Origin of the sequence: Mesorhizobium sp. BH1-1-4 (assembly GCF_020165665.1) — a bacterium.
Classification (GTDB): domain Bacteria; phylum Pseudomonadota; class Alphaproteobacteria; order Rhizobiales; family Rhizobiaceae; genus Mesorhizobium.
Window position 1 is genome coordinate 306,070 of sequence record NZ_JAIUIN010000005.1, and the last position, 17,453, is coordinate 323,522.

Below are 17,453 nucleotides of genomic sequence, written 5' to 3' on the forward strand. Positions count from 1 at the left end.
ATCATGGCGAACCGGCCAAAGCGCTCCCACAATGGGGGGCCGCCTCTTGATGACTACAAGGGGCCGCCATGGGGCAAGGGCGATCCTTACATCTTCCTGGCCTGGCAGGCAGCACACGCCAAGGCGTGGAAGGCGCCGAGCCGCGAGGTGATGCTGATGCGCATGGACAGGGCGGAACGGCTGGGCCTGACCTATGAGGAATACACGCTCGAAATCCTCGAGCGCGGTCGGCATCTCAGGGAAGAAGACACCGAGCGTATCAGCGCCATCAAGGCCGCGCGCAAGCGACGCCGGGTGCGCCATCTCGACTGACGCCGGCGCCACCGACTTATCAATCATTTCCGGAGGACCAGCTATGAATGCCATCGAAATCGGGCCCTTGGCCGCCAGCACGGGAACCCTGGCAGTCCTGGCCGATCTGCTGGTCGAAACGGTTGCCGCCGGCGGATCGGTCAGCTTCATGCATCCGCTGGCGCTGGAGGCGGCAAGCGCGTTCTGGGAGAAGTCCCTGGCCTCGGCGGCAAAAGGCGAAAGAATGGTTCTCGGGGCCTGGGACGGAAAAGCCCTGGTCGGTACTGTCACCTTGTTGCTCGATTGCCCGCCCAACCAGCCGCACCGGGCCGAGATCGCCAAGCTGATGACGTCGGTCGAATGCCGGGGCCGGGGTGTCGGGACGCGCCTGATGCGGGCCGCCGAGCGTCTGGCGGCGGAAAAGGGTCGCACGCTGCTGGTTCTGGACACGGCGACGGAGGAGGGGGCTTCGGGACTTTACGAGACGCTCGGCTTCACCCTGGCCGGCGAGATACCGGATTATGCGCTGAAGCCGCATGGCGGGCTGACGGGCACGCTGATCTACTGGAAGCGTATCGGCACAGCATCGCGCTAGCACCAGTCAGGCCCAGGCCTTTCCGGCAAGACGCCTGAGAAGCCAGTGGCGGAAATCCTGCTCGGCGCTGGTCAGCCGCGCGGATGACGGCCTGGTCAGAAAATGCCCTGACGTGCTGGAGAGTTCAAAATCGGAAAGCCGGACCAGCGCCCTGCTGTCGAGCGCCGCGTCGACCAGGGGGCGCGATCCCAGAAGCACACCGGCGCCGGCGCTCGCCGCCCCCATCGCGGCGACGAAACTGTCGAAGCGATGCGACCGCTGCGCATGGCCGGCCAATCCGGCCGCCGCGAACCATTCCGCCCACATCTCGCGCGCGCCGGCCACGAGCAGCAGCGGCAGCGAGGTCCAGTCGTCGGCGTCGGCCAAAACCGGGCTTGCCACCGGCACGAGCCGTTCGGTGGTCAGCCTCTCGGCCTCGCGTCCGGGAAAGGATCCGTTTCCGAACCGGATGTCGAGCGCCGAGCCCGGCAGATCGTAATCCGTGGGGCGATGGATTGTCACCAGATCGACCTGGATGCGCGGCAACGCCTCGGCCAGATCGGGCAGCGCCGGCACCAGTGCCAGCAGGGCAAACGAGATCGGCACCCGGATCGAGACGGTCTGGACGGCGCGCGGTTCGAACAGTTCCGCGGTGCTGCTGCCAATGGTGGCGAAGGCCGACTGGATGTGGGGCAGGTAGGCCGCACCCTCCGGCGACAGCGCGACGCCGCGCGCCAGCCGCGAGAACAGCCGCGTCTTCAGCCGCTCCTCGAGCAGCCGGATGTGCTGGCTGACCGCTGCCTGGGTCAGGCCGAGTTCGGCCGCCGCCGCCGTGAAATTCGACAACCGCGCCGCTGCCTCGAAACTGCGCAGCCAGTCGAGCGGTGGCAAGGTGGGTATGGTTCGTCGAGTCATTAGCAAATCGATGTCATTGGTCAAAAAATGATAATTTGAATTATGCCTTTCGGGCGGTCAACATGCAATCGAAACCACGGCACGAACCGTGGGCAACAAGCCGACAGGACGGATTTCATGCTCACCCACGCGCTGGTTGGCGACGAAGGCAGAACGATCGAACTTGGCTGGCAGGACGGGAGGCGCACCCGCTTTCACGCGATATGGCTGCGCGACAATGCGCTCGACGACAAGACGCGCAGTGCCGGTAACGGCCAGCGGCTGATCACCATCCTCGACGTTCCGGCGGATACCAGGATCGACGCGGCCTCGATCAAGGGCGATGCCCTCGAAGTCCGCTTCATTCCGGAAGGCAAGACGGTCAGCTTTCCCGCGCAATGGCTGAGCGCCAATGCCTATGATCGTGACATGGCGCGCCAAGCCGGCTGGACCGGTGACGAGATTGCGCGCTGGACCAAGGCGACGATGCAGAATTCGGTGCCGCGTGCCGGCTATGCAGCCGCCAGCCACGACCGCAACGTCCTGCGCCAATGGCTGTCTTCGGTTCGGGCCTATGGCTTTGCGGTGATGGACGGCTTGCCGACCGAATCCGGGGCGCTGTGCAAAGTGTCCGACCTGTTCGGTTACATCAGGGAGACCAATTACGGCCGCTGGTTCGAAGTACGCGCCGAGGTCAATCCCAGCAATCTCGCCTACACCAATCTCGGCCTGCAGGCGCATACCGACAATCCCTATCGCGATCCGGTGCCGACGCTGCAGATCCTGGCCTGCATCGAGAACACGGTGGAGGGCGGTGAATCCAGCGTCGTCGACGGTTTTGCCGTCGCCGCCGCCCTTCAAGCGGAAAACCCCGAAGGTTTCCGGCTGTTGAGTTCCTGTCCGGCACGCTTCGAATATGCCGGTTCATCCGGTGTTCGGCTGCACGCGAAGCGGCCGATGATCGAACTCGGGCCGGATGGCGAACTCATCTGCATCCGCTTCAACAACCGTTCGCTGGCGCCTGTCGTCGATGTGCCGTTCGCCGATATGGGCGCCTACTATGCCGCCTATCGTCGGTTCGCCGAACTGATCGAGGCCCCGTCCTTCGAAGTGACCTTCAAGCTGGAAGCAGGGCAGGCCTTCATCGTCGACAACACCCGCGTCATGCATGCCCGCAAGGCGTTTTCCGGCACCGGCAAGCGCTGGCTGCAGGGATGCTACGCCGACAAGGACGGCCTCCTGTCGACGCTCGCGGCGATCGAACACGGCTTCAAGGAGGCAGCGGAATGAGCGGCCAGGATTTGAACGCGGACAATATCGTCGAGTTCATCGCCGACATCTTCGAGCGCCGTGGCGCCGAATCTTATCTCGGCGAGCCGGTGACCATGTCAGAACACATGCTGCAAGGGGCGTGGCTGGCGGAGCAGGATGGCGCGCCAGAAGTGCTGGTGGCCGCCGCTCTGCTGCACGATATCGGCCATTACACCAGCGAGTTCGGCACCTATTCGCCTGACGATGTCGAGGACAAGCATCACGACGAGGCCGGTGGCGAGGTGCTGGCGCCGTTCTTCCCGCCGGTCATCGTCGAATGCGTCCGGCTGCATGTCGCCGCCAAGCGCTATCTCTGCGCCACCGACCCGACCTATTTCTCCAGGCTGTCGCCGGCTTCGGTTCATACCTTGTCCCTGCAGGGCGGACCCATGAGTGCCGACGAGGTGGCCAAGTTCCGCGAGAACCCGTTCCACGAGGAAGCGGTGCGGGTTCGCATCTGGGACGAGGGCGGCAAGGTCGCCAATATGGAGACGCGGGCGTTTCGCGACTACGTGCCGCTGCTGCAGCGAGTCGTGCACGACTTCGCAAATCGGCCTTGACGCAACCAACCACCGGGGGGACAGCTCATGTGTTTCTGCTTCGACGGCGAAGAAGCGGTGGCCGCATACCGGCCGGAGGCTTGCCGTGAGAGATTGGCCGGCGCGGACATTTTCGCGCCATCGCCGGTCACCCCAGGCGGGGAGCCGCGTGAGCTTGCCGCTGCCGCTTTTCTCGATGTGAAAGCCGACCTGGCCCGCCATCTTGTCGATGCCTCTATTTCCAGATATTAGCCGCGCCCAACCTGCGGCCAGAGCTGCCGCGGATATCGACCACACGTATGATGGAGGCGAAGATGAGATCTTGTTCCCGCATTTCGCGCCTGCACGGCGGTCGAACCGGCTGATCCGCGCCTTACCGGATTTTTAATTTTCCGACGATCCGGCAACCGTTTGGCCGCGACGCGCGCAGCTATTTCCATGCGCGACATCGGCGTCACCCATGTCACTGAAGCGGTGGGAGCAGAGAAGCTCCCAGCCGACGCTGGCGGCTGCCGGCAAGCTCGAGATGCGTCTTTGCAACACCTAGCCATACCTTTGTAAACATTGAAAGAATAGCCTTGACCTCGACCTCGGCGGGAGCCTAGGGAGCGCGCCCAGTCCAACCAATCATCCCCAGAGGAGACCCGTCAAATGTCACGCCAACCCAGATCGACACAGTCCGTGCCGGCGCTGGAAGAGCGTGCGGTTGACAGGGTTCCAATTGGGAAGAACGGCCATGGCCAGGTCCATGATCCAGCGCAGGCACGAGGCCGAGCGCGAACGTACTGAAGCATATGATGCAACGCTGCGGCGGGTTTGCGCCATGCCGCGTCCCGCTCCGGATTTCGAGCGGGCGCTTGACGAGGTGCGCCGGGGCTTTGCCGGCGTGGCGATCCGCGATGGCGCGCTGTGGCGTCCGAAGCTGAAGACGCGCGACCCCGCGCGCCTGCGACTGGCCGCTGCTCGTCATCTCTATGCGCGCTACCCTGTCTCGGCCGCGCTCGAGGCCATCTGGCATGATGGCTCGGGGCTCAATGCCGACGAGATCGCGCTGCGCAAGGCCTGGTATGTCGCGGTCGCGCGCGGCGACTCGCTCTACAAGGCGGGCGCCAATGCGTGGCTCTCGCGCAAGGAGGTGCATTGCTTCCTGAACCTGTCGGGCGACTTCACCTTCGAGGAGGCGTTCTGGGTGGCGATCATTCGGTCCTGCACGGATGATCTCGGCCTGGCGGCACGGCTTGCCGGCACGAAGATCGCGCGCACGCCGCGCGCCGATCTGGCCTTCTGGCGTGAGGTGGCGCGTTTCTTCTGCGCACAGCCCACGTCGAGGGAGGAGGTCGACGATCTCTGCGACTATGTCGGCGCCATGCACCGGCGCGATGCGGCCTACAGCCTGAAGGGCCGCACGCTCGGCTCGCTGCGCCGGCAGATGTCGGAATGGCACCGCGACATTGCCGCGATCGAGCGTATCGAGGCCATGCGCCGCCGCGCCGCCGGCCGGGCTTCGCCGACAAAGGATGGTGCCTGGGATGGCTCGCGGCTCGAGGATTGGGAGTGGCAGCCTTCGGCCAAGGAAGCGAAAGCCCATGGCGAGCGCTTCTTCGTTCGCCAGTTGCGGACGGCCGAGGACCTGGTCGCGGAGTCGAGGGCGATGCATCACTGCGTGTCGACCTATGCGGCCAAATGCATCGCCGGCAACGCCTCGATCTGGGTGCTGCGGCGTACGGCACTCGGCAAGATCGAGCGGTTGCTGACGATCGAACTCGATTCGCAGAACCGTGCCGTGCAGGTGCGCGGTTTCTCCAACCGCGTCGCCTTGCCCGATGAGCGCAAGGTCATAGAGCGCTGGGCCAAGGCGAGGGGCGTGATGCAGAGGAACTGACACCAAGGCCCCGCGCGGCGGATATGCCGCGCGGGGCCTTGGTGATAAGGAAGCAGGGGTGCTCCCAGGGATGCCGGCTAAGCCTTGTGATGGACCTGCTGCAGCCCGTAGACCGGGGTCGGCAATCCGACCTGCCGGGCCTTCAGCTGCAGCGCCAGATACTGCGAATAGTGGCGCGACTGGTGGAGGTTGCCGCCGTGGAACCACAGCGCCTCTTGCTGGGTCGGCTTCCACATGTTGCGCTGCTCGCCTTCCCAGGGGCCGGGGTCCTTGGCGGTGTCGGAGCCAAGACCCCATACCTTGCCGACCTTGTCCGCCACCTCCTGCGAGATGAGGTCCGCCGCCCAGCCATTCATCGAGCCGTAGCCGGTGGCGTAGATCACCAGATCTGCCGGTAACTCGCTTCCATCGACGAATTTGACACCGGTTTGCGTCAGCTCCTCCACCGCCGCGCCCGGTCCGCTCTTGAGCTTGATCGAGCCGTCGATGACGAGGTCGCAGGCGCCGACATCGATGTAGTATCCCGAACCACGGCGAAGATACTTCATGAACAGGCCCGATTCGTCATCGCCCCAGTCGAGCAGGAAGCCGGCCTTTTCCAGATCCGCGTAGAACTTGGCGTCGCGTTCCTTCATCTGCTGGTAAAGCGGGATCTGGAATTCGTGCAGGATGCGGTAGGGCAGGGAGGCGAAGATGAGGTCGGCCTTGCGTGTCGTCATGCCGTTCTCGACCGCCTGCTCGGAATAGAGCGAGCCCAGCCCGATATCCATCAGCGTGTCGGACTTGACGATGTGCGTGGAGGAACGCTGCACCATGGTGACGTCCGCGCCTGCCTCCCACAGAGCCGCGCAGATGTCGTGGGCGGAGTTGTTGGAACCGATGACCACGACCTTCTTGCCGCGGTATTTGTCCGGGCCGGGATGGGTCGAGGAATGCTGCTGCTCGCCCTTGAAGATGTCCTGGCCCTTGTATTTCGGCCAGTTCGCCTTGCCGGACATGCCGGTGGCCAGTACCAACTGCCTGGGCCTAAGCACGATCTCTTCGCCGTCGCGTTCGACCACGACGGTCCATTCCCCGGCCTTCTCGTCATATTTCGCGGATTTCGCCGAGGTGGAGGACCAGTAGTTCAGCTCCATCACCTTCGTGTACATCTCGAGCCAGTCGCCGATCTTGTCCTTCGGCGCGAAGACCGGCCAGTTCCTGGGGAAGTCGATATAGGGCAGATGGTCGTACCAGACCGGATCGTGCAGGCAGAGCGACTTGTAGCGCTTGCGCCAGGAATCGCCGGGACGCTCGTTCTTCTCGATGATGATAGCCGACACGCCAAGCTGGCGCAGGCGCGCGCCGAGCGCAATGCCGCCCTGGCCGCCGCCGATGATCACGACATAAGGTTGCTTGCCGCGGCCAAGCTCGGCGAGTTCGTCGTCACGCTCCTCGCGCCAGGATTTCCTGTCCTTGCCATGGCCATGCTTGGCGCCGAGCGGACGGGTGAAGCCGGCTTTCTCCTCATGGCCCTTGAGTTCGGCCATGGTGGTGAGCAAGGTCCAGATCAGGTCGCCCTTGAACCGCACCAGGCCGAAGCCGCGCGCCACCTTGGTCTCGAAGGTGATCCAGGCGGTGGTGACGCCATCCGCCTCGGTCGCTTCCTCGCCCTGCGCCACCTTCCAGTCGCTCGGCCCGGTCTCGGCCAGCGTCGCCTTCAGCATGTCGCGGACCTGGTCCTGGCCCTCCATCGTCCTCAGGTTCCAGGTGAAGGTGACGAGGTCGCGCCAGTAGCAATCCGCCTGGAAACAATTGGCCGCCGCGTCGATGTCGCCGGTCTCCAGCGCCTTGCCGAACTTGTCGAGCAGCGCCTGCGCCTTTGTGGTGGGTGTTCTTTCGAGCATGGTTTCTCCTCCGGTGTCGGGTTCATGGCTCCTCCTCCAGGCGCCAGATGATGCCTAGAGCCTAGGCAAAGGGCATGCCAACCACGCCGCACGGCGGAAATCGTCGTGAAATCAGTACGGCCTCGCGACTTCCGGTGTTGCGGGCCGTTGCGGCGGTGTTGCATGCGCCATGGTACGCCACGGTCGATGCAACACCAGAGTAGATCACGCCCCGTCACAGGGCGCTACTTTAGCGGCAGGAACAATTCCACGACCACGTCATGCACCGGCACGTTCGGGAAGAACGAAAAGTGTCGTCGGCAATAGATCGGGAAGTCACGCGCTTCCTCGCCGCTGGCGGGAAGCCAATCGCGATAAAGGTAAAGCGCGGCGGGCTCCAGATTGTGGGTATTGTGGACGACACGCAGCACCGCGCAGCGTCCGCCGGGGATCACGCCGGCCTTCATCTGTCCGTCATCGGCATCAATCGGCAGGTCGGTCCCGACGCACAGGTCCATGCTGTAGTCGGCGGGGACCGCGGGAATCCGCTCGGACCTGAAGACGTTGAAGGTTGGGCTCGTCTCGGGTGACAGGCCGGCGGCCTTGCGCCAGGCGATGAACCGCTGGATCGTGTCGCCGAGCGTCGCCCGGTCCCCTCGATGCTCCATGATCGCCACCGGGGTTGGGGGCATATCGCGGATCGTCACGTCGTCGTGGTCATAGGTAATCTGCATGAGCTTGCTCCTAGCGTTGTCCAGAGGCCCGAAGGCCGCAAGCCACGGTGCCCAGTCGGGCGATTTCCGGAACGACGAAGGCGATTGCCCGAACCGTCGCCGAAAGGCGCGGGCGAACGCATCAGGTGCATCGTAGCCGGCATCCATCGCTATGTCCGTGACGCTATGGGCCTCGCTCGAGGCCAGCCGGTGCGAAGCACGCTTCATACGGGCAAGCTGGACATAGCGATGCACGGACAGCCCGAAGGTTGCCGTGAACTGCCGGTGGAAATGGTATTTGGAAAATGCAGCGACGCCGCTCAACGCGTCCAGGTCGAGATTGCCGTCCAAATGCTGGTCGATGTGATCCAGCACCCGCTGCATCCGGACATGGTAGTTTTGAAGCGCCGCCTTCATCGTTCCGTTCTCCGTGGCAGCACCAATTAAGGGCACGCGGACATGAAACGCTCGACCGATCTTGCGGTTTTGTCACAGGTATCGGGACGTCGCCAAGGACCGTTTATGAGCGGACCTGCAGCCTAGTTGGGAGCATCGAGCCGCAGCCGCTTCATACGGCGATGCACCGTCGTGCGGTCGACGCCGAGAAGGCGCGCGGCTTCCGAGATGTTCCAGCCCGCGGTCGCGAGAGCATCCAGCAGCGCCGCGCGCTCCTCCTCGGGTGACGGCGCGCGCAGCGCAACCAGGCGGGCGGGCGGGGCGGGCGGCGGCGGAAGCGGCGACGCGAAGTCCGGCAGGTCGGCGGGCTCGATCATGTCGCCATCGCACAACGTCATTGCCAGATCCATGGCATTGACGAGTTCGCGGATGTTGCCCGGCCAGCCGTGACGGATCAGGGCCAGGCGCGCCGCCGGCGACAGCCTTGCCGTCCGCCCGGCAAGGCCCGCGCGCTGATCCAGCAGCCGGTCCAGCAGCCACTCGAAATCGGTGCGTTCGCGCAGCGCCGGCAAGGTCAGCGCGGCGGCGTTCAGCCGGTAGAACAGATCCTCGCGGAAACGGCCGTCGGCGACCAGCTTGCGCAGGTCATGGTGCGAGGCGGAAATGATCTTGATGTCGACGTGTCGCGGCTCGATGCCGCCGACCGGGATCAGTTCGCGTTCCGCTATCACGCGCAGAAGCCGCGATTGAAGGGGGTAAGGCATGTCGCCGATCTCGTCGAGGAACAGCGTGCCGCCGTCGGCGCTCTCGATCAATCCCTTGCGGCCCCTGGCCGCGGCCCCGGTGAAGGCGCCTGGCGTGTGGCCGAACAGTTCGCTCTCGATCAGATGCTCGGGGATGGCCGCGCAGTTGATGGCGACGAACGGGCCGGCGCGATGCGAGCAGTCGTGGATCGCGCGAGCGAGATATTCCTTGCCGGAACCGGTCTCGCCATGGATCACGATCGGAATGGTCGTGCGTGCCAGCTTCGCGGCTCGAAGCTGCATCGCCGCCATGACCGGATCGCCGCCCGAGAGGTCGCTGATCGGCTTCGGCACCGTCTCCACCGGGGCGCGGCGTCCGGTTGGCGGCTGGGGCTCGATGGCGTGGGCGAAGAGCGCGCTGCCGCTGCGCCCGAACACCAGCCGCTCCTCCGTAGGGCGGCCACGCGTCAACTGCGGCAGGTCGTCAACGCTGATATCGAGATAGCGCGAGATCGGCTGGCCGACCGGGGAGGGCGATTGCCGCCAGTCGATCCCTCCCGCCTGGGCGAGCAGCAATGCGCCGCCGCGCGTCGTGCCGAGGATGCGGCCGGAGGCGTCGAGGGCGATGGCGGCCTCTGGGTCGACGTCGAGGAATTCCGGCGAGCGGGAAAAGCGCAGCACCCATTCCGAGTGCATCTGCGCCATCAGGTTCGCGAGCTCGATGCGTCGCGCCGACGCCGTCACCAGATGCAGCGCGAGGTTCTGGCTGACCTTGGGCTGCGGCGAGCGCAGCAGGGAGATATCCAGCACCGCGGTCAATTCGCCCCTGGTGTCGAAGATCGGTGCGGCCGTGCAGGACAATGGCGTGTGGGTGGTGTCGAAATGATCGGTCTGGTGGATCGTCATTGCTTCGCCGGTAACGAGGCAGGAGCCGACGCCGCAGGTTCCAGTGCGGCTCTCCGACCATTCGGAACCGAGATAAAGCCCCGCCGTGCGCAACTGATCCATGAACAGCGGGTCGCCAAGGAAGTCGACCGTAACGCCCTTGGCATCGGCCAGCAGCAGCACATAGTTCTGCCCTGCCACCTGCTTGAAAAGCGTCTCCAGGCCGCTGCGGGCGATGGCGATCAGCCGCTCGGACTGTTCGCGGTGCTCGCGCAACTGGGTGTCAGGGACGATATAGGCCTCGGTCGGCCTGGCCGGGTCGAGGCGATGGGTGCCGACACAGCGCAGCCACGACTTCACCACGACCTCGTCGCGCGCCGATCGCCCGCCGGACAGGACCTGCTCGATCTCGCGGATATGCTCCCGTTCGCCTGCCAAACCTCGTCCTCCCAGACGTGTCGTCAGCCCGGCTAACGACATCAGCAGGCCGGCAACTGGCCTGGCATAGTGGTGCGTCGACGAGACGGGCTCAACTGTACTATGGTAGCGCGCGGCGGAGCCGATCTCACGGCTGAGTGAATTCGTGCCGTACCCCATTGACGACCCCGCGCGTTCGCCTTTATGGTCCGCCACCATGAAAACGGCACTCATTCTCGTAGGAAGGCGCGTGGGCAAGGCGGTGTAACCGCCGGGCGAAAACCTCCCATGCGCAACACACAGGCTCCCTCGGGGGCCTTTTTTATTGCCTGAAACACGACTAAACGACCAGCAAACGCCAGATGGCGGACAGTACGGGACCAGACCGATGAGCAATGGACAAAGCGAGCGGCGCGAGATGGCAAGCAGGGAAATGACGGGCGCCGAAATGGTGGTGCAGGCGCTGAAGGACAATGGCGTCAAGCACGTCTTCGGTTATCCCGGCGGCGCCGTCCTTCCCATCTACGATGAAATTTTCCAGCAGGACGAGGTCGAGCACATTCTGGTGCGGCACGAGCAGGGCGCCGGCCATGCGGCGGAGGGCTATGCGCGGTCGACCGGCAAGGCGGGCGTCATGCTGGTGACCTCGGGTCCCGGCGCCACCAATGCGGTGACGCCGCTGCAGGACGCGCTGATGGATTCCATCCCGCTGGTGTGTCTCACCGGCCAGGTGCCGACCTCGCTGATCGGCTCCGACGCGTTCCAGGAATGCGACACGGTCGGCATCACGCGACCCTGCACCAAGCACAACTGGCTGGTGAAGGACGTCAACGAGCTCGCCGCGACCATCCATGAGGCCTTCCATGTCGCCACGACCGGCCGTCCCGGCCCGGTGGTGGTCGACATCCCGAAGGATGTGCAGTTCGCCAGGGGGATCTACGTCCCGCCGCAGATCGCGCCGCGCACCAGCTACCAGCCCAAGGTCCAGGGTGACCTGGAAAAGATCAAGGCCGCGGTCGAACTGATGGCTGGCGCCAAGAAGCCGATCATCTATTCGGGCGGCGGTGTCATCAATTCCGGTCCGGAAGCGAGCCATCTGCTGCGCGAACTGGTCGATCTCACCGGCTTCCCGATCACCTCGACGCTGATGGGTCTCGGCGCCTATCCTGCGTCAGGCAAGAACTGGCTGGGCATGCTCGGCATGCACGGCACCTACGAAGCCAACATGGCCATGCATGACTGCGACGTGATGGTCTGCATCGGCGCGCGTTTCGACGATCGCATCACCGGACGGCTAACCGCTTTCTCGCCGAACTCGCGCAAGATCCATATCGACATCGATCCGTCCTCGCTCAACAAGAACGTCCACACCGAGGTGCCGATCATCGGCGATGTCGGCCGGGTGCTGGAAGACATGGTGCGGCTGTGGCGGGCGACCGCCAAGACCGACAAGAAGGCGCTCTATCCCTGGTGGGAGCAGATCGCCAAATGGCGCGCGCGCGATTCACTCGCCTTCAAGATGAACAACGACGTGATCATGCCGCAATACGCCATCCAGCGGCTCTATGAACTGACCAAGGACATGGACACCTACATCACCACCGAGGTCGGCCAGCACCAGATGTGGGCGGCGCAGCATTATCATTTCGACAAGCCGAACCGCTGGATGACATCGGGCGGCCTGGGCACGATGGGTTACGGCCTGCCGGCCGCGCTCGGCGTGCAGATCGCGCATCCCGACGCATTGGTCGTCGACATCGCCGGCGACGCCTCGGTGCAGATGACGATGCAGGAGATGAGTGCGGCCGTGCAGCACGACGCGCCGATCAAGATCTTCATCCTCAACAACCAGTATATGGGCATGGTGCGCCAGTGGCAGCAATTGCTGCACGGCAATCGGTTGTCGCATTCCTACACCGAGGCGATGCCTGATTTCGTCAAGCTGGCCGAGGCCTATGGCGGCCATGGCATACGCTGCGAGAAGCCCGACGAGCTGGACGATGCGATCAAGGAGATGATCTCGGTCAGGAAGCCGGTGCTGTTCGACTGCCGCGTGGCGACACTGGCCAACTGCTTCCCGATGATCCCTTCGGGCAAGGCGCACAATGAGATGCTGTTGCCCGACGAGGCCACCGACGAGGCCGTGGCCAATGCCATCGACGCAAAGGGCAGGGAACTGGTGTAGACCGGGATAGGGACCTAGGCTTTGCTTGCGGCCGAGAACATGGCGCGTCCGGACCTTGCCACGATCTGTTCGCCGCGCCGGCGAATAGTGCGTCTAGCGCTGGCGGGCGCGCTCGCCTTTGCATCGGCCACGGCCGCCTTGGCCGAACAGGCCTCGCCGGCGACCGGCGCGCGGACCTCCACGAACACGGCCGCCGCGCCCTGGCCGCCGGAGATCCAGGCGATCGAGACGGCGATCCGCAAATCGGATTTTGCCGGCGCCCGCAAGAAGGCGTTGGCCCTGATGGACGGAAGTTTCGCCAGGCGCGATCCGAAAGCGGCCGCCTATGCCGGCTACATGCTGGCGCGGGCCGACATGTTTGCCGGCGAATGGCAGGACCTCCACGACACGCTGATCGGGCGCGCGGACGGCATCATCCGCGACCTCGACCAGAGGCGCGCGGACGAGTTCGCGCTGCTCCTGGCCGACGCCGCCGGCCGCACAGGCCGGGCGGAGGAACAGGACAGGCTGCTCGACCTTCGTGTCGAGGCGATCGCGCAGCGGTCCGGTCCGGATTCGGAAGACGCGCTCAATGCGCGTGTCGACGCCGCCTATTCGCAGCTCACCGCCAAGCGCGCCGACGTCGCCGAAAAACGGCTGCTGTCGGCGCTCAATGCGATGGAACTCGGCGGCCATGGCGATCTGTTCTTCAAGACGGTCGGGCAGGCCGGCGACAGCTTCAACCGTTTTGCCGACGCCGATGCGGCGCAGCGCATCTTCCAGCGCGGCCTCGATTCCAAGCTGATGGAGACCGATACCGGGCCGGGCCCGGGGTTCCTCCAGTTCAACCTCGCCGCCTTTCTGCGCGACCAGAAGGAGTATGACCAGGCCAACCGGTTCGGTTTGCGCGCCCTGAACATCCTGGCCGATCATTTCGGCATGGGCAGCACCGAGGCCCTGTCGGCCTATGACGGGCTGGCGCAGACGCTGCATGCCTGGGGTCAGCTCGCGTCGGCGGAGGCCGCCTACCAGTTCATCTACGAGACCGGCCTCAAGTCTCTGGGCGAGGACAATGCCGATCTCTGGCGCATGATGAACAACCGCGCCGCGGTGCTGCGCTCGCTGAAATTGCCGATTGCGGCACTCGAATTCGACAAATACGCCTACGACAAGCGCTTCAAGGCGCTTGGCGGCGGCGCCGGCGACACGGTGATTTCGGCCATGAACATGGCGCATGACCTGCTCGAGGCCGAGCGCTGGAAGGATGCCCGGTCGGTGCTGGCGGTGATCTCGGGCATTGTCGCCCAGCCGGGATTCAACGAGGGCTACCGCAGGCAGATCGAGCGCTGGCAGGCCTATGCGCAACTGCGTCTTGGCGAGCGCCAATTGAGCCGCAAGCAGATCCAGGCGCGCGACACGACCGATTTCACCGACGGCGCCGATATCGAGCAGTCGCTGGCCTTCTTCGACCTCTTCGCCGACAAGGCGGAGGCGATGGGGCTGACCGAGGATGCCGAAGCCTATCGCGAACATGCCGTGGCGATCGCCAAGGAGAGACTCGGCGACGCGCAGCCGATGACTTTCGAGGCCGAACTCGCGCAGGCCAGGCTGCAGGAAAAGACGGACCCCAAGGCCGCGGTGGACAGCTACCGCACGCTCGACGCCGTCATGTTCGACTGGGGGCAGTCCAGCGTTTCGGCCTCGGGGAGCCTGCGCGCCGGGCAGGCCGAGCGCGTCCTTGCCGACGACATGCTGGGCTCGCTCGCCGATTTCGCGACCCGCAACGCCGACGCGGCGGATCTTTTCGCCGCCATGCTCGACAACTGGAAGACGCTGACGCGCGGCGCCGAGCGGCAGTTGCGCGCCGAGGCCGAGACCACCGACGACAAGACGCTTCGCGACCTCATCAAGACCTATTTCAGCAATTTCGGCCGCTTCCGCGAGATCGTCACGGCAACACTCTATACGGACGCGCTGGCACCGCAGCGGCAGGCGATGGAGGATTCCCGCAAGGCATTGAACGCGGCGCTGGAAAAGCGCGGCGAGCAACCGATCGCATCGTGGATCTACAGCGCGCCGCAAGAGGCCAAGCCGCTTGCCAGGCCGGCCGAGGGCGAGGTCATCGTCGATTTGGCGATCATAGGCGAATGGCCAGCGGACAGGGGCGGTACTCCGGATCGATACCGCGTCTTCGCCACGATCTCGCGTGCAGCCGGGCCGGCACAGGTGATCGAAGTCGATGCGGTCGACGCGCGTAAGGGCAAGACCGGTTCGGGACAAAGCTTCACCGCCAAGCTCGCCACTGTCCTCGGCGACGCCGCGAAGGACGCCAAGGCGCTCTACGTCATTCCCGCCGATTTTCTCTATCAGGTCGATTTCGCAGAACTGCGGCCGGGCGGCGGCAAGCGGCTGGGCGAACTGGTCGACATGCACACGGCCACCAGCCGGCAGGCCTACGAATTCCGGGCCAGGCAAGACCGGCCGTCGGCCAGCGACGCGATGCTTCTGGCGGGCGGTCTTTTCTACGGGAACGGTGTCGGCGACGGCTACCTGCCGGGTTCACGCACGGAGGTCGAGAAGATCGCAAAGCTCGCCCGCGACAAGGGCATGGCGGTACAACTCGCCGAGGGCAATGACGGCGGCGAGGCGGCGATGCGCGCTGCAGCCGACGGCAAGGCGATCGTGCATTTTTCGACGCATGGCTTCTTCGAACGCGGCGAAGGGCTGTCCGAGCGGCTGATGAATGCCGGCTTCGTGCTGTCCGATGCCAAGCCGGCGGACGAGCCGAAGGAGTGGGACGGTGACAACATCGTCTATGCGCGCGAATTGTTGAGCTGGAACCTGCGTTCCTCGCAACTCGTCGTGGTCTCTGCCTGCGATACCGCGCTCGGCGATATCGGCGTCACCTCCACCGTGCGCGGCCTGCCGCTCGCGCTGTCGGTCGCCGGCGCGCGGCGCACGCTGCTGACCGTCGAGGAGGTCGGCGACGCGGCGACGATGCAATTCATGGCGCGCTTCTACGAGAACCTGTTCGATGGCGGCATCAGCTATGCCGATGCCTTCATCAAGACCAAACGCGACGCCTGGGCCGGCAAGATCGACGGCTTCGCGCCCGAATTGACCAGCGCCTACATTCTCTTTGAACATTGACAGAACCGGCCACAGACCGGCCAGACACAGGACAAGACCATGGCACAGCACCTTCAACCCACCGGTTCGGCCTACTTCATCGCCAAGGAGACGGAGCGGCCCGAGATCCATACGCTTTCCGTCCTGGTCGACAACGAGCCCGGCGTGCTTGCCCGGGTGATCGGCCTGTTTTCAGGGCGCGGCTACAACATCGAGAGCCTGACCGTCTCGGAGACCGAACATGAGAAGCACCTGTCGCGCATCACTATCGTGACGCGCGGCACGCCGCATGTGATGGAGCAGATCAAGAACCAGCTCGAACGCATCGTGCCGGTGCACCGCGTGGTCGATCTGACCGTCCGCTCGCACGAGCTTGGCCAGGAGCGGCCGCTGGAGCGCGAGCTGGCGCTGGTCAAGGTCGCCGGCACCGGCGATTCCCGGGTCGAGGCGCTCAGGCTCGCCGACGCCTTCCGCGCCAGCGTCATCGACGCCAACACCGAGCATTTCATCTTCGAGATCACCGGCAAGGGCTCCAAGCTCGACCAGTTCATCGCCATCATGAAGCCGCTCGGCCTGGTCGAAATCTGCCGTACCGGCGTGGCGGCAATGAACCGCGGCCCACAGGGGATGTAGGCCTGACTGCGCAAGGAGGCCGTCGCCGGCAACGCTTGGTTTGACCGCCAGCCGGGCGGTGGCCTTTGCGAAGCCCCTGAAAAGCGACAATGATACTGACGTATCTGGGAGGATATCATGTCACTCGACGCATTCCTCGCCTTGCTCGTCTATGCCTTCGTGACCTCGATCACGCCGGGGCCGAACAACCTTATGTTGCTGGCTTCCGGCGTGAATTTCGGCATCGCCAGGACGATACCGCACATGCTGGGCATCAGCATTGGTTTTCTCGTCCTGTTGCTCGCTGTCGGCTTCGGGCTTGGCGCGGTGCTAACCGCATTCCCGGCATTGCACACCGGGCTGAAGATCGCCGGTGCCGTCTATCTGCTCTACTTGGCCTGGAAGATCGCCATGTCGCGCTCGCTCAGCGGCAAGGGTGAGACGAATGCGCGGCCGATGCGCTTCATCGATGCGGCGGCCTTCCAATGGGTCAATCCCAAGGCCTGGGTGATGGCCATCACCGCGATGGCCGTCTACACCAATCCGGAGCGGCCATTCCTGTCCGTCATTCTGATCGGCGTGGCTTTCACCGTGGTCAATCTTCCCAGCGTTTCGGTGTGGGCAGGGTTCGGCACGGCGCTTCGCGGTTTCCTGTCGGACCCGGTGCGGCTGAAATGGTTCAACATCGCCATGGGTGCGTTGCTGGCGGCGACGCTTTGGCCGATGCTTCGGTAAGTGAAAGGGCTTCCAAGCGCGGTACGAGGCGGGGACATTCTGTGAATTCCAGTTCACATCCGTTTTGACTATTTGTGAACTATGGATTACAAACGATCCATGATCGAAGTCCGGAAAACAGCTGAATTCGTCGGCTGTTCAAGTCCCTCAAGGATGTCCGCGCGAAGGCTCGCATTCAAATTCGGATCGATCGCGTCGAGCTTGGCAACGTTGGCGATGCCAAGTTTTTCGATGGCATCGGCGAATTGCGGGTCGACCATGGGCCGGGCTATCGCATCTATTTCGTCAAGGCGGGCAATACGA

13 protein-coding genes and 1 pseudogene are annotated in these 17,453 nt (G+C 64.5%); 10 read left to right on the forward strand and 4 right to left on the reverse strand.

The window, feature by feature from the left end; translation table 11 throughout:
• The first annotated feature begins 3 nt into the window (after positions 1-3).
• Together LB569_RS12610 and LB569_RS12615 are read left to right on the forward strand one after the other, a co-directional pair.
• Positions 4-312 (forward strand): hypothetical protein, encoded by a 309-nt coding sequence (locus LB569_RS12610; RefSeq protein WP_224540034.1) that lies wholly within the window; start codon positions 4-6, stop codon positions 310-312.
• Between the two features lie 43 nt (positions 313-355).
• The gene (locus tag LB569_RS12615; RefSeq protein WP_224692555.1) at positions 356-886 is read left to right on the forward strand and encodes a GNAT family N-acetyltransferase; all 531 of its coding nucleotides are present in this window, start codon (positions 356-358) and stop codon (positions 884-886) included.
• Between the two features lie 6 nt (positions 887-892).
• On the opposite strand, the gene LB569_RS12620 is transcribed toward LB569_RS12615, so the two are convergent.
• Positions 893-1,780, reverse strand: a complete 888-nt coding sequence (locus LB569_RS12620) for a LysR family transcriptional regulator (protein WP_224692557.1) — start codon at positions 1,778-1,780, stop codon at positions 893-895.
• Between the two features lie 117 nt (positions 1,781-1,897).
• Between LB569_RS12620 and LB569_RS12625 the strand changes: the two genes are divergently transcribed.
• The 3 genes from LB569_RS12625 to LB569_RS12635 all read left to right on the forward strand — a co-directional run bounded on the left by LB569_RS12625 (position 1,898) and on the right by LB569_RS12635 (position 5,491).
• A complete protein-coding gene (locus tag LB569_RS12625; RefSeq protein WP_140701831.1) occupies positions 1,898-3,049 on the forward strand; it encodes a gamma-butyrobetaine dioxygenase in 1,152 nt (383 codons plus the stop codon).
• Entirely contained in the window at positions 3,046-3,630 is a 585-nt protein-coding gene (locus LB569_RS12630; RefSeq protein WP_224540044.1) for an HD domain-containing protein, read from the forward strand. Before LB569_RS12625 ends, LB569_RS12630 begins: the two co-directional genes overlap by 4 nt.
• 715 nt (positions 3,631-4,345) lie before the next feature.
• On the forward strand, positions 4,346-5,491 hold the full coding sequence (locus tag LB569_RS12635) for a PcfJ domain-containing protein (RefSeq protein ID WP_224692559.1): 1,146 nt from the start codon (positions 4,346-4,348) through the stop codon (positions 5,489-5,491).
• 77 nt (positions 5,492-5,568) lie between these two features.
• Here the strand turns inward: LB569_RS12635 and LB569_RS12640 are convergent, their stop codons facing one another.
• The 3 genes from LB569_RS12640 to LB569_RS12650 form a co-directional block, all read right to left on the reverse strand.
• Positions 5,569-7,377 carry an NAD(P)/FAD-dependent oxidoreductase gene (locus tag LB569_RS12640; RefSeq protein ID WP_224692560.1) on the reverse strand — a complete coding sequence of 603 codons (1,809 nt, stop codon included), beginning with the start codon at positions 7,375-7,377 and terminating at the stop codon, positions 5,569-5,571.
• 224 nt (positions 7,378-7,601) lie between these two features.
• Positions 7,602-8,486 (reverse strand): GyrI-like domain-containing protein, encoded by an 885-nt coding sequence (locus LB569_RS12645; RefSeq protein ID WP_224692561.1) that lies wholly within the window; start codon positions 8,484-8,486, stop codon positions 7,602-7,604.
• Between the two features lie 122 nt (positions 8,487-8,608).
• Positions 8,609-10,531, reverse strand: coding sequence for a sigma-54-dependent Fis family transcriptional regulator (locus LB569_RS12650; RefSeq protein ID WP_224692562.1), 1,923 nt, complete (start codon positions 10,529-10,531; stop codon positions 8,609-8,611).
• Between the two features lie 367 nt (positions 10,532-10,898).
• On the opposite strand from LB569_RS12650, the gene LB569_RS12655 reads away from it, so the two are divergent.
• From LB569_RS12655 to LB569_RS31940, 5 genes and pseudogenes are all read left to right on the forward strand, one after another.
• A complete protein-coding gene (locus LB569_RS12655; protein WP_224692563.1) occupies positions 10,899-12,695 on the forward strand; it encodes an acetolactate synthase 3 large subunit in 1,797 nt (598 codons plus the stop codon).
• Positions 12,696-12,734: 39 nt separating this feature from the next.
• Positions 12,735-15,824, forward strand: a complete 3,090-nt coding sequence (locus LB569_RS12660; protein ID WP_224692564.1) for a CHAT domain-containing tetratricopeptide repeat protein — start codon at positions 12,735-12,737, stop codon at positions 15,822-15,824.
• Positions 15,825-15,863: 39 nt separating this feature from the next.
• Positions 15,864-16,436 (forward strand): acetolactate synthase small subunit, encoded by a 573-nt coding sequence (gene ilvN / locus LB569_RS12665; RefSeq protein ID WP_140701825.1) that lies wholly within the window; start codon positions 15,864-15,866, stop codon positions 16,434-16,436.
• 117 nt (positions 16,437-16,553) lie between these two features.
• Positions 16,554-17,150, forward strand: a complete 597-nt coding sequence (locus tag LB569_RS12670; RefSeq protein ID WP_224692565.1) for a LysE family translocator — start codon at positions 16,554-16,556, stop codon at positions 17,148-17,150.
• Positions 17,151-17,335: 185 nt separating this feature from the next.
• Positions 17,336-17,434, forward strand: a pseudogene (locus LB569_RS31940) (type II toxin-antitoxin system RelE/ParE family toxin); the annotation flags it as partial.
• Between the last annotated feature and the right edge of the window lie 19 nt (positions 17,435-17,453).